The sequence below is a fragment of the Clostridium polynesiense genome, assembly GCF_000820705.1.
Classification (GTDB): Bacteria; Bacillota; Clostridia; order Clostridiales; family Clostridiaceae; genus Clostridium_AA; species Clostridium_AA polynesiense.
The window spans coordinates 17083-30332 of the sequence record NZ_CCXI01000010.1 but is presented as its reverse complement, the minus strand read 5'-3'; the positions used below and the strand labels follow the sequence as shown (position 1 = coordinate 30332).

At 32.5% G+C, this 13250-nt stretch carries 17 protein-coding genes and 1 other annotated feature (1 of these 18 running past the window's edge); of the genes, 8 read left to right on the top strand and 9 right to left on the bottom strand.

From position 1 onward, the window contains the following. The first annotated feature begins 1 nt into the window (after position 1). From TA89_RS01470 to TA89_RS01445, 6 genes are all read left to right on the top strand, one after another. Positions 2-382: a DUF4363 family protein gene (locus TA89_RS01470; RefSeq protein WP_040210297.1), complete on the top strand. Its 381-nt coding sequence runs from the start codon at positions 2-4 to the stop codon at positions 380-382. A 213-nt stretch (positions 383-595) separates the two neighbouring features. Next, positions 596-1531 (top strand): class II fructose-1,6-bisphosphate aldolase, encoded by a 936-nt coding sequence (fba, locus tag TA89_RS01465; RefSeq protein ID WP_040210296.1) that lies wholly within the window; start codon positions 596-598, stop codon positions 1529-1531. 310 nt (positions 1532-1841) lie between these two features. Next, positions 1842-2702 carry an ABC transporter ATP-binding protein gene (locus TA89_RS01460; RefSeq protein WP_040210295.1) on the top strand — a complete coding sequence of 287 codons (861 nt, stop codon included), beginning with the start codon at positions 1842-1844 and terminating at the stop codon, positions 2700-2702. A gap of 2 nt (positions 2703-2704) precedes the next feature. After that, positions 2705-3418: an ABC transporter permease gene (locus TA89_RS01455; protein WP_040210293.1), complete on the top strand. Its 714-nt coding sequence runs from the start codon at positions 2705-2707 to the stop codon at positions 3416-3418. A 216-nt stretch (positions 3419-3634) separates the two neighbouring features. Beyond that, positions 3635-4696, top strand: a complete 1062-nt coding sequence (locus TA89_RS01450) for an IS1595 family transposase (protein ID WP_040210292.1) — start codon at positions 3635-3637, stop codon at positions 4694-4696. Between the two features lie 94 nt (positions 4697-4790). After that, a complete protein-coding gene (locus tag TA89_RS01445; RefSeq protein WP_082023802.1) occupies positions 4791-5339 on the top strand; it encodes a nucleoside/nucleotide kinase family protein in 549 nt (182 codons plus the stop codon). Positions 5340-5524: 185 nt separating this feature from the next. Here TA89_RS01445 and TA89_RS01440 read toward each other — a convergent pair whose 3' ends face one another. The 8 genes from TA89_RS01440 to TA89_RS01405 form a co-directional block, all read right to left on the bottom strand. Then, the gene (locus tag TA89_RS01440; RefSeq protein WP_040210290.1) at positions 5525-5704 is read right to left on the bottom strand and encodes a hypothetical protein; all 180 of its coding nucleotides are present in this window, start codon (positions 5702-5704) and stop codon (positions 5525-5527) included. A 12-nt stretch (positions 5705-5716) separates the two neighbouring features. Continuing rightward, positions 5717-6163 carry a hypothetical protein gene (locus TA89_RS01435; protein ID WP_040210287.1) on the bottom strand — a complete coding sequence of 149 codons (447 nt, stop codon included), beginning with the start codon at positions 6161-6163 and terminating at the stop codon, positions 5717-5719. Between the two features lie 24 nt (positions 6164-6187). Beyond that, positions 6188-6607, bottom strand: coding sequence for a DUF3788 domain-containing protein (locus tag TA89_RS01430; RefSeq protein ID WP_040210286.1), 420 nt, complete (start codon positions 6605-6607; stop codon positions 6188-6190). 85 nt (positions 6608-6692) lie between these two features. Further along, a complete protein-coding gene (locus tag TA89_RS01425) occupies positions 6693-7079 on the bottom strand; it encodes a hypothetical protein (RefSeq protein WP_040210285.1) in 387 nt (128 codons plus the stop codon). Between the two features lie 473 nt (positions 7080-7552). Continuing rightward, a complete protein-coding gene (locus TA89_RS01420; protein ID WP_040210284.1) occupies positions 7553-8590 on the bottom strand; it encodes a nucleoid-associated protein in 1038 nt (345 codons plus the stop codon). A gap of 18 nt (positions 8591-8608) precedes the next feature. Continuing rightward, on the bottom strand, positions 8609-9109 hold the full coding sequence (locus TA89_RS01415; protein WP_040210283.1) for a hypothetical protein: 501 nt from the start codon (positions 9107-9109) through the stop codon (positions 8609-8611). Between the two features lie 223 nt (positions 9110-9332). Then, positions 9333-9608, bottom strand: coding sequence for a helix-turn-helix domain-containing protein (locus TA89_RS01410; protein WP_040210282.1), 276 nt, complete (start codon positions 9606-9608; stop codon positions 9333-9335). 276 nt (positions 9609-9884) lie between these two features. Beyond that, the gene (locus TA89_RS01405; RefSeq protein WP_040210281.1) at positions 9885-10127 is read right to left on the bottom strand and encodes a hypothetical protein; all 243 of its coding nucleotides are present in this window, start codon (positions 10125-10127) and stop codon (positions 9885-9887) included. Between the two features lie 398 nt (positions 10128-10525). Here TA89_RS01405 and TA89_RS01400 point away from each other — a divergent pair, with 398 nt between their 5' ends. Further along, positions 10526-11086 (top strand): class IV adenylate cyclase, encoded by a 561-nt coding sequence (locus TA89_RS01400; protein WP_040210280.1) that lies wholly within the window; start codon positions 10526-10528, stop codon positions 11084-11086. A 17-nt stretch (positions 11087-11103) separates the two neighbouring features. Continuing rightward, complete coding sequence (locus tag TA89_RS01395) at positions 11104-12288, top strand: winged helix-turn-helix domain-containing protein (protein ID WP_040210279.1); 1185 nt, start codon at positions 11104-11106, stop codon at positions 12286-12288. A gap of 60 nt (positions 12289-12348) precedes the next feature. Here TA89_RS01395 and TA89_RS01390 read toward each other — a convergent pair whose 3' ends face one another. Continuing rightward, positions 12349-12894 carry an NADH peroxidase gene (locus TA89_RS01390; protein ID WP_040210278.1) on the bottom strand — a complete coding sequence of 182 codons (546 nt, stop codon included), beginning with the start codon at positions 12892-12894 and terminating at the stop codon, positions 12349-12351. A gap of 311 nt (positions 12895-13205) precedes the next feature. Continuing rightward, positions 13206-13250: a binding site (T-box leader), on the top strand; it runs 164 nt beyond the window's last position.

The following is a 13250-nucleotide window of genomic DNA, read 5'->3' as shown; positions in this document are numbered from 1 at the left end:
AATGAAAAATGTTGTGATTTCTATTGTATTGTTTTTATCACTGCTTATTTTTATGGTATACTCGAATAAACAGCTTCACAATTTCTGCAGTGCAGTTTCAGATTCCTGTGAAGAGCTCGAAGCACTGCTTAAGGATGATGAATGGGATAGAAGCTACGATGAAGCCTGCAGCCTTCTTGATATAGTTAAATCGGAGGCTCCAATGATTTCTGTTTTTATGAATCATGCTGACATCGATACTGTTTCTCACGAGGTCTATAAGCTCACCCAGTATGTAAAACAGCTGGATAAGTCTGAATCCTTAGCCAGTGTTCATATTTTAAAGCATCATATCGATAATATTGTAAGTCTTCAAAGGCTTTCTATAGAAAATATTTTTTAACCTTTTTTAGTGCAGTCCATCAAATAATAAATGTATCTATTATATGAAATTATTTCACGGCATATATATTTACTATAGAAAATGTTGTAGAATTAATATATAATAGGAGGTGGGAAATTTAGTCCCACCGGGTCTAATCATATACCCGCTTTGTAGATATTAAAAGGGCTTATTTTACATGTCCTTAATATATTATGAAAGGTGGTCCAATTTATGCCATTAGTTACTACTAAAGAAATGTTCAAAAAGGCTTATGAAGGCGGATATGCTATAGGCGCTTTCAACATCAATAATATGGAAATACTACAAGGAGTTTTAAGAGCAGCAAAAGCTAAGAAGTCTCCTGTTATACTTCAGTGCTCCACTGGAGCAATAAAATATGCCGGCCCACAGATGCTTAAAGCTATGGTTGATGCAGCAGTTAAAGAAGCAGGGGTTGACGTAGCTCTACACCTTGACCACGGTCCAGATATAGAAGCAGTTAAAATGGTTATAGATGCAGGTTTCACTTCTGTAATGTTTGATGGTTCACATTATGATTACGAAGAAAATGTAGCTAAAACTAAAGAAGTCGTAGAATATGCACACGCCAGAGGTGTAGTTGTAGAAGCAGAACTTGGTGTTCTTGCAGGAGTTGAGGATGATGTAGAAGCTGCAGAGCATGTTTACACTGAACCTGCTCAGGCTGTAGATTTTGTTAAGAGAACCGGATGTGACTCTCTTGCTATAGCTATAGGAACTTCCCATGGTGCATTTAAATTCCCACCAGACTTCAAACCACAATTAAAGTTTGATATTTTAGAAGAAATACAAAAGCAGTTACCTGGCTTCCCAATAGTTCTTCACGGAGCTTCCGCTGTTGATCCTGACGCAGTGGCAACCTGTAACCAATATGGCGGAGCAATAAAGGATGCTAAAGGTATTCCAGAAGAAATGCTTAGAAAAGCTTCCTCCATGGCAGTTTGCAAAATCAACATGGATACAGACCTAAGACTTGCTATGACAGCAGCTATAAGAAAAGTATTCGGAGATACACCTGCGGAGTTTGACCCAAGAAAATACTTAGGAGCAGGCAGAGATGCAGTTCAAAAGGTAGTTGAATACAAAATAGATAATATTCTTGGTTCAACTGATGCAATGAATAAATAAATCACAACCAAATACTAAGTTAGTTTTAAATTAAGTATAAAAAAGCAGAGGATACAGTTTTTTAACCGTATCCTCTGCTTTTATTTTATTAATTATATAATTTAAAAATTATTTCTCATTTTTTAATTCAGCTATTATTTGTGACGTAAGGTCATATATTATAATGTACTCATGGATGTGGTTATTTTGATAAAGAAAGATTTATATACCGTAGGAGAACTTGCCAAAGAAATGATGATTATATAGGAAAAGCATTAAGTTTTTATTTAAATAAAATAGGAATTATCATTCCTGAAATGGAGGAATAATATTGAATACCTCACTTATTATTGAGAATTTAAAAAAGCAATATTCCGGAAATGAAGTTTTAAAAGGTATATCCTTTCAGGTAAAGGAAGGGGAAATCTTTTCCCTCTTAGGTATTAATGGAGCAGGCAAAACCACAACCTTAGAGTGTATTGAAGGCCTAAGAAGCTTTGAGGAAGGAAAGATAGATATCAGAGGCAGCATAGGAATACAGCTTCAAAGCTCATCTCTTCCTGAAAATATAAAGGTAAAGGAAGCACTATTGCTTTTTGCAAAATGGAAAAAGGCTTCGATAGATTGGGGACTGACTGAAAGGCTTGGATTGAAGGAAATAGAAAACAAGCAATACAGACAGCTTTCTACAGGACAAACACGCCGCCTTCATCTAGTGCTCTCAATCATCGGAAATCCTGATATTATTTTCTTAGATGAGCCTACTGCAGGGCTTGACGTGGAAGGACGCTCTGAACTGCACAAGGAAATTAGGGCAATGAAAAGTCAGGGAAAAACTATAATAATGACCAGTCATGACATGGCTGAAGTAGAAGGTCTAAGCGATAGGCTCGCTATTTTAAAAAATGGTAATATTGCTTTTATGGGAACTTCGGAGGAGCTCACTGGGAAAGAAAAAGAAAATTACAAACTTCACATAAAATCAAAGGTTCCATTAAGCATTTTTCAATTGCACCACTGCAGCTTTAAAGCTGAGCATCAGGGATACATTATCTTTGAAACCCTTAATCTTCAGGAGGGTCTTTTAGAAATCCTCACCCTTGCAAAGGAAAAGGAAATTGAAATTGAGGACATAAAAATTGAACATCTAAGTCTTGAAGAAGGCTTTTTAAATATTGCTAAGGAGGTATAAGCATGGATGCATTTTGTTATGGAATATGTCTTCAGTGGAAGCTGGATATGAGAAATAAAGGTGTACTTTTAACTTATTATATTGTACCCTTAGTATTTTTTGCCTTTATGGGAGGAATCTTCTCCTCTATTGATCCTAATTCAAAAAACACCTTAATCCAGTCTATGACTGTGTTCAGTGTAAGCATGGGAGCATTATTAGGAGCTCCTATCCCCTTAGTAGAATTTTTCAGCAGCGAAATAAAAAAGTCCTACAAAGTAGGTGGAATACCTTTGTGGACTGTTATTATCAATAATTTTATATCGGGATTTATTCATTTATCCCTGGTAAGCATAATTATTTTCTTCACTGCACCCTTTGTCTTTGATTCTGCTGTACCGGATAATATTCTCCTCTACTTTGCTGTACTTTTGTTATTTATTATCTCCAGCTTAATGATTGGCACTGCACTTGGGCTCTTTGTAAAAAGTATTTCAAAGCTTACAATGATTTCTCAATTTGTATTCCTGCCCTCTATAATGCTGTCAGGAATCATGTTTCCTGTAACCATGCTCCCTAAAGCCTTTGATTATGCAGGAAAGCTTTTCCCTTCAACCTGGGGATTCTTTAGTATGTGTAAGGATTCCTTTGGAGATCTTTCTCTAGGTCCGCTTTTAATGATAATAATTGTTTTTGGTATATTCTGTGTTATAGGGACAAGGAAAGAAACGAGGTAAAAGATAATGAAAAGTTAAGAATTAAAAATGGAGGATGAAACTCCTATCGGAGTTTCTTTAATTAAAATAAATTTAAGAAATTCCGGAGGAATTTCCTCCTTCATTTTGCATTTTACATTTTTTAATTTTGGCTATGTTTAAAATAAATGTTAAAACTGGATAATATTGAAGTATTAGGGTATAATGTATTTTATCAGTTATCGTGGAGGAACAATTATGCCCAGTATAGAATCTGTAAAAGAAGACATCAAGTCATTAGATATATTTGCTCAAGAACAAATCTTAGAATTTATCGAAGAAATAATAGTATTAGGTTCGTTTGCTTCTGTATTAGCAACAGAAATAAAAGAAAATAGATTTTCTCGTGGGAAAGTCTGCCCTTTCTGCAATCGTAATGAAGTGTCTCGTAATGGCAAGTCAAACGGAACACAGATATATATATGCAAGTGTTGCAAAAAGACATTCACAGATTTTACTCGTTCTCCTATGCATAATAGCAAGAAAGATTCAAAAAAGTGGATTTCCTACGCCAAGTGCATGGTTAATGGTTATTCTATAAGGAAATCTGCTGAAGTAGTTGGAATAAGCGTACCAACTTCCTTCTATTGGAGGCATAAAATATTAGATGCCGTTAGAAGTTATATGGGAATTGGCAGTGTTGGAGGGATAGTTGAGGCTGATGAAATCTTCTTTAGATTATCTTTTAAGGGGAATCATAAGAAGAGCAGGAATTTCTCTATGCCAAGGAAGCCACATAAAAGAGGGGTTAAAGGTAGTAAGCCTAACAAAGGTGAAAAGAGAAAAAGAGGAATATCATCTCAGCAGGTGTGCGTTCTTTGTGCTACTGATAGAATTGGTAATATAATGGTAGAGCCTGTGTGCAAAGGTAGACTTAAGCATACAGACTTAGAGAGATTCTTTAATGAAAGGATAGATAATGACTCGGTTCTTTGTACAGATTCTCATAAAAGTTATATCAAGTTTGCTCGTAATTTTAATCTCGAACTGCAACAAATAAAGAGAGGCAGACACAAAGAAGGGATATATCATATACAACATATAAATGCTTATCACAGCAAACTTAAAAAGTGGATGGGTAGGTTTAATGGTGTTGCGACAAAATATTTGGCTAATTATATGTACTGGTTCAAATGGTTACAGGTATTTAGTGCTGAAAAAGATATGGCAAGGATTAAGCATCTCATAGTGCAATCTCACACTGTCCATACCGATACAAAGATAAAATACTTTTCTTACAGAGAACCAATATTTGTGTAATATTTACAATAATATGAAAATGATGCATAATAATATTAGGTCTCTTTAGTAATAAAGTGCGAACTAACGAATATATAAATATGTGGGGGATATTATGAAGAAGCCTATAGTAATTGCGATTGCCGCAGTATCAGGCGGAGGTAAAACAACTGTTACAAATGAATTAAAGAATAGATTGCCTTTATCAACGATAATTTATTTTGATGAATATGATTTTGAGGAAGGTCCTGAAGATTACTTTCAATGGGTACAAAGTGGTGCAGATTATAATGCTTGGAATCTTGAAGTATTAGCGAACGATATTGAGCCATTGTTGGCACAAGATAATTTGAATTACATACTGCTTGATTATCCTTTTGCGTATAAAAATGATAAGATTACACCTTACATTGATTATGCGATTTTTATAGATACTCCATTGGATATTGCAATGGCAAGACGTATCTTAAGGGATAATGTAGAACAGTTACCAGACTCATTAAGAAATGATTTGAATTGTTATCTTTCTGGCGGTAGAACCGCATATTTGGAAATGTTAAAAACAATAAAACCAAATTCAGATTTTGTTGTGGATGGTAACTTGAGTGCCGATGATATTGTGCATCAAATTATTGAACAGATATCAAAACTTAATGACTGTTAGTAAAGCATTTGATTCGGAATCTTCCTTTTAAACGAAGTAAAGGGCTCCGAAATTTGGAGTCTTTTTTTAATACTTTAATATCAACAATAATTTTAAACATAGCCTTAATTTTTAATTGTTTTTTCAATTTTCCCCTTCTATCTTATAAGGAAACATATTTATATCTAATTGCCAAGACTTACTATTTATTTTAATAATTTCCTAAGTTCAGCAATTTCCAGGTCTTTTTTCTTCCTATCCTCTATTATTTGTTCGTATGCTTTCTTATAATTTATTTCGTTATCATTTTCTTCTTGGTTCTCAGGTTCCTGAGGTTTTACTGCCTGACCGTATCTTTTATAATTATCCTTCCATTTAGAAAGCAAGCCTCGAGGAAACTATCGCTTTTTCTTATAAACATAACCACTGAAAAACACTAGCATCATTAATATTAACCCTAAAGCCTGAATTGCAAAAAAGGTAACCGGAGTTACCTCATTAGGATTTCGTTGAAATATTAATGCAATTTTTGCTGTTATAATGCCAAGAGGAGCGGTAAATAATTGAAAAAAAACTGCTAAAGTTAAATTTCTATCCTTATCTGCTGTAATAACAAATTGATAATAATATAATACAAAAGCTATTGTTCCAATGAAATTAGCATAAAGTGTTGCTTTGAGTGGACTTTTAACATTTTCCGCAAATTTTCCTCCTACCCAGAACCAATAACCCATTACTAAAAATGGAACAGTATACATTAACCAAGGAATAAAAAATATGTTAATAAACAAATATCCTATTATTATTGGCAATAGAGCCATTAATATCAATTTCACTTTCTTCACTGTATACCTCCATGAGAGTTTACTCTACTCTTTTCTTCTATTCGGCTTTTTCTTTATCAATAATAGTCCTTCTATATCCTTCATTATCGTATCCTTTGTTATGTCTAAATACAGCCATTTCCCATCATGATATTCATGAGTACTGTCATAGAAGTAATTCATATCATCAGAGAAATATTCCCTGGATGCTTCGAATTTTCCTCTTTCATTCCTTCCAAAGATGATTAATATACGGATACCTTCTTCTCTTGGATACAATGCGCAAAAGGTTTTCCCGCTTTTTCGGTACTTTAGTTCAAATACCCCTGTTTTTCCTCCATTGTCCCAAATCATATCCATATTATAATTATCTTTTATAAAGTTATTGATAGAGCACCAAGCTCTATAGGCATCTTTACCCATTAATTCATTCAATTCATATTCTGTTGGCAGTTTCTCAAGCATATTTTCACTTCCTTTAATATGTTTAAATAATGAAGTTTAGTAAAAAGAGATCAACGGGTTAATATATAAATAAAACAGCCAATCTCTAATGGTTTCGTAATTTATAATATTTCTCTAATATCAAATTAGATATACCCATAAAAAATATGTTTACAATTATTAAAAGCAAAACATATATTTCTGCTGCTATCTCAAAGGCGTAGATTAATAATACCCCTTCTATGAAAAACAATATTGCCATTAAATACCCTCTTGATTTAACGAATAATCGGAATTTCTTTTCGTCAATTACTATTTCATATTTATCCTTAGGAAGCTCACAATAAGTACCTGCAATAGGAATTTGATTTTTATCAGAAGCAGCAGAAATAATCAATATTGCTGCTATTAAAGAAAAGCTCACTCTAGGGAAATAGAGCAATGATAATGCAATTACTATCCTTATAGGATTATTTAATGAATCTCTTTTCATATCACTCTTAAATGCTGTTGCACCTATCTCCTATTATTAGTTTATATATTTATAGTACAATATTTCTTTCAATTATTATACTATAAATTGTAATTTATGTTAATCTTTATTATAATTTATCTTATGCTATTATTTAGTCTTAACTTAATATTTAGAATGATGTGCATAGAACGTGAAATTTAAAGTAATAAAAAAGTGGAAATATAAATGAAAGTGAGAGTTGTTATGAAAATTGAAACGATTTTAGCAAGCAGTGAAACTGAAAATATAATCAGGAATATATATCAAAGAAATCATTTGATACAACCTTTGATGGAGAAAAGTTAATATTTAGATTCAGCAATAAAGCAGACTTACAAAATATAATCTCTTAAAAAATAATAAGGGAAGTCAAAAGACTTCCCTATAATTTTATATATTTTCATCAGTATTTTAAAGGATTTCCTATCTATTAATTTTTAATAAGCTTTTCATCACTTTTCAATATAATTAATCACATGCTTGATTATCATATTGATACTGCCGTCGCCGTTTCTTACTATTTCAAAGCGGTTAATATCACCATAAACCTCTTCATTGATATAAAGATCAATATCCTTATCTATTTTAAGTCTTACCCGCTTAAGCTTTTTTTCAAGGTACTGCTTATCAAGGGTAATTTCCTCATCTAAGCCCTGAGCGGAAGCATATTCCGTAAAGCTTTGTATAGCTTGAGGTTCTTCTTTAAAAATTTCCTCTGTAAGCTCATTGATATTTATGGTTTCCTCGGTTTTTAGCTTTTCCTTGATCTTAGATCTTACCTGCTCAGCTCTATCAGCATTTTCTGACATATTATCTCTCGTCCAGGCTTCAGAGGTTTTGATGAGATTTTTTGTCATATCCCTTTCATTGGCAATAATATTGCATCCTAAATAATTTGATATAAAATAATTAGAACCGTATTCCTCTTTATCCTTAGACTTTGTCTGCTTATCTATTACCATGATATTAAATTCCTGATCTTCTCTTATAGGCTTAATAAAGGCACATTTTTGAAGCCTCTGCCCTCCTCCAGGTAATCCTGCAGCGTGAGGCACAATATTTATTCCTATTTTATCATCCACAAAATCAATTTGATGAGTAAAATTCTTAACATAATCCATCTTCAATATCCCCAGCATTGGTCCGTATTCTGTGGATATATAAACCACCATTAAATCGCAGGAGGGTATGTTTACATTGGACTTCATAAGAGAAAACATCTGTCTGGCAAGCTCCTGAGACACTGCTATAAAATCAGGGTTATCTCCATTTAAAAATTCCTGAGTTACTTCCTTTACTATAGTTCTTTTATTAAATACCGCATATTTAAGCTCTTCATCATTAAAGGATTTCTGCAGATGTTTAAGGATAAATTTATATATATCCTCGTTTAATTCCATTTTGTACTGATTTAAAATCGGCTCATCTCCATTGTTATCCAAAATGTGTATTACTGCCTCCATAATACTTATGTCATTTATGTATTCCATGGATTCACCATCCTATGTTTAATTATTTTTCTTTACTGCCTTTGGGTTGTATAAAAAGCATAGCTTTACAAATTCTTCATTAGGAGCAAAAATAACCTGTAACTTTTTACCTCCCTGAGAAATTACTGCTGAGAAGGCTCTGTCACTATTTCCTGAAGGTATTGCCGGAACCTTTTCAGAAGGTTTTGAGGAATAACCTTTATATATGTCGCTGTCAATGGGAGCTAATAACTCCACATCCTTCATGTTGAAGCTAATTATTCTCTTTCTGCTTTTCATTTCTAATATCTTATCTATATCTATTTCTCCGTTGGTTATGCTGTATTCAAATTCTGTATAAAGATATCTTTTAAAGTAGAACAGAAATCCTGCAGCTAATGCAAAAATAATTCCAAAGATTAAGTTCTGAATTACAAAAAATAAAAATGCCATTACAGCAAATACATACATAAATATAGTGGATATTTTATAAGCTGTTTTATTTTCTACGGTGACCAGCTGTTCCTTAAAATTGTCCATTAATCCCCCTCCTATGATTCATAGCTATTGTATAATACATCATTACCATATTAGTAATATTTTATTAATATACAAAAACATAGAACCACATTAAATCTATGTTTTTGTATAAAAGTTATTTATTCATATCACAATGGTAACATAAAATCACACATTTTAATAATGAATTTTTGACGTTTTTTTGACGGCAAATAAAATAGGAGGGTTAATCCCTCCTTATTATTTAAAATTTAATAATCTCATTTTTAATTCTGTTTAGTGCTGCTTTCATATCACATATTTGATTTTGTAATTCTTCTATTTTATTTTCTAATTCAACTTCTCTTGTGGTTTTTCCGTTATTCACAACATTGGTATAATCATCAATGCTTTCTTGTGTGAACCTTATTTCCTTTCCCACCCTAAAGCATTTTAAATTATTCCTTTGTACTTCTCTTTTAATAGTGTCAGCATGAACATTGAAGAGTTCAGCTAGTCCATCAACCTTATAATACTTCATAATTCTATACCTCTATTTTTATATGTTAATAACTATACTCCTCGGAATGTCCTTCCTCCTTCTTTTGCTTCCAGTATTTTAAATTCCCATTAACCGTTTTTTTCCGGATTTCCAAAGTTTATAGCAACCGGCTGTTTTTCAGTTTACTGAATATTCCCAATTTCTTTTGATATTTCAGTTTTCTTCTTTTTCTCTTGTTTAGGTGGCTCTGAATTTACTGGAGAAAGGGCATGAAGATTTTATAATTCCAAAGAAGAAAAACAAAGTGCATAAGAGTTAAGAATACATTTTGTACACAACATATATTAAAATAAATGAAGAAAATATAGGTAGAAAGTATCCGATTGCTCTACATATTATGTATGGTTTAAGCCTTTTTCTTTCCATATCAGATAGTTCTCCATTTGATATTCCAAGCTCTTTTTCCACTTTCTTTGTTCCTATTATTCCGATAATAGAAAATATCACACCTAAAAAAACACAAAATACAAGTGCTATGGCTACAGAATAATATGTCATAAACTACCTCCTTAATAATAGAGTCTCCATTTATACTCTTTCTAAAATGTTTGTAACTATTATATCCCATTAGTATTATAAATACAGGAATTTTCATTTTAAATAACGTCTCTTTATACAACTTATGACGTTTTATTTCAAAAGATTATATGATTCAGGTGAGGCATCGGATCATCTATTTATTTGTAGTTTTGTTTACAAATACCTTCTTCTGAGTTACATATGCCTTCACCTTTTTTATTTTATAAGCTGTTTTATTTTCTACGGTGACCAGCTGTTCCTTAAAATTGTCCATTAATCCCCCTCCTATGATTCATAGCTATTGTATAATACATCATTATATCATAAAATATCCTCATAACACTAAAATATAACTACTTATTTATGAGGTGAATACTGTGAACGAATTCGAAGTAAAAGTATTAGATATAAATGTGGATGACATAAGAAGTATAATGAATAATCATAATATTCCTTTAGTAAAAAAGGAAGAACAGATAAATAATATTTATGATTTTGAAGATATGAGGCTTTTAAAGCTTAAAGGGTATGCAAGAGTAAGAGAAGTTAATGATATACTCCACAATAAAAAAGAATATTTCATGACGGTGAAAAAAATGCTTAGTCAGGATGTATTTAAGGTTATGGAGGAAAACGAAGTTATTGTAGACGATAGTGAGTCTGCTAAAAAAATCTTTGAAGGTCTTGGACTCACCTTGATTCAAAGTATAGAAAAATACAGAGAAAGCTATAAATATAAAAACACACTTATTGAAATTGACATAAATGATAAAACCTTTTGCCCCTTCCCCTATTTAGAAATTGAGACCTCTTCTGAAGAGGAATTCAATGAGATTTTAGACATCTTAGGTTATACTCCTGAAGATACCACCTCAAAAACCGTTTATGAGATTTTAGAGGAGAGAGGTATTAATAACAGTAATATAAAAGGTCTTTAACCTAGGGAGGTTTTGAAATGGTTCCGCTAAAGCTAACCAAAAAGCAGGCTGTCAGGTTTATTTTACTAAAGCAGGGTTTGATGGGAGATTATAAATACAGCAATAAAGAAGGAATTCTGGAGTTTATTACACAGGCAGGCTGTATTCAATATGATCCTATAGATGTATGCGGCAAAAATGCCGAGCTGGTACTCCAGTCAAGAGTTTACGGTTTTAAAAAGGAAATGCTTCAGGAGCTGCTTTATACGGAAAGAAAATTAGTTGATTACTTTGATAAGAATCTAGCTATAATTCCTGTAGAGGCCTGGATATATTTTAACAGATACCGCAGTTATCATAAAGAAAAAGGCAGAGGAATAAAGGAGGTAAACAAGGTTTCTGCTTCCATATTATCAAGACTAGAAGCTGAAGGTCCTTTATGCTCTAAGGATATTAATATGAAGGATAAGGTTTCCTGGTATTGGAGCGATACCAGGCTTTCCAGAGCAGCACTGGAAACCCTTTACTTCAGAGGAGATTTAGTTATCCATCATAAAAAAGGCACAGTAAAGTATTATGACCTTGCAGACAAATATATTCCAAAAGAGATTTTGGAAGCTGAAGAGCCTTATCCTCAGGATATTGAACATATAAAATGGAGGATACTCCGAAGAATTTCTTCAGTGGGACTTCTATGGAACAAACCATCAGATGCATGGCTTAATATATGGGAAATGAAATCAAAGGAGCGTAAGGAAGCCTTTTTCCAGCTTATTGAAGAAGGAAAAATCCTGGAGATAGATGTGGAGGGTTTAAAAGATAAACTCTACTGTCTCTCAGAAGATCTTTCTCTCCTTAAAAACGCCATAGAAAAATCAGAATTCAAGGAAAGAACGGAGCTACTTGCACCTTTGGACAATATGCTGTGGGATAGGAATTTAATTAAGGAGCTCTTTAATTTTCACTATAAATGGGAAATATATACCCCTGCTGCAGAAAGAAAATATGGCTATTATGTGCTTCCCATACTTCATGGAGAGAACTTTATAGGAAGAGCGGAAATTATCTTAAAGAAAAAGGAAAGCCTTCTTGAGATAAAAAATATTTGGTATGAGGCTAATGTTTCCCTAACATCTGACCTTCGTGAAAATCTCCATGAATGCTTTTTAAGGTTTATGAAATTTAATTATGCAGATAAAATTAGTTATATAACTAATGTTTAATTTAAATAAAAAAATTTAAAGCCCCGCAGTGTTAAATCCTGCGGGGCAGCTTAATTTATCTTATTTACCAAAATATCTGTTTAATAAACCTTTAAATGCTTGTCCATGTCTTGCTTCATCCTTGCACATTTCATGAACTGTGTCATGGATTGCATCTAAGTTTAATTTTTTAGCAAGAGTTGCTAAATCTTTTTTACCCTGGCAAGCGCCGTGCTCAGCTTCTACTCTCATTTGAAGGTTTTTCTTAGTATCTGCTGCTACCACTTCACCTAAAAGCTCAGCAAATTTTGATGCGTGCTCTGCTTCTTCAAAAGCTATTCTCTTATAAGCTTCAGCGATTTCTGGGTATCCTTCTCTATCAGCTTGTCTGCTCATAGCAAGGTACATTCCTACTTCTGTACATTCTCCCATGAAGTTTGCTCTTAATCCTTCTATAACTTCTGGATCTACTCCTTCAGCTACTCCTATTCTGTGCTCATCAGCCCATGCCATATCATCAGACTGCTCAACAAATTTAGCAGCTGGTGCTTTACATATTGGACAAGCTTCTGGAGCTTCATCTCCTGTGTGAACATATCCACAAATTGTACATACAAATTTTTTCATATTAATAGTACCTCCTACACTTACATTATGTCTTACACTCTTACAACAAAATTATATAATAATTATTATTGCATTGCAATATATATTTTTAACAAACTTATATTATTTAGTATCAATTATGGTTTAACTCAGTTATTTTGTTATATCATGTTATTTATTTATCACAAAAAACTACGGCAGTAATTATTATATCATCAAAATCCGTAAGAATCACTCATCTGTTTATATTTATTTATAGGTGATGCTTCTTTATATTTCCTATATATATTGACCTTTAAAGGCACATGGGTTATAATTTATTCATTATTTAATACTGTGCTTTGAAATGGAGCAGTAATATGAATTTTATAGTTTAA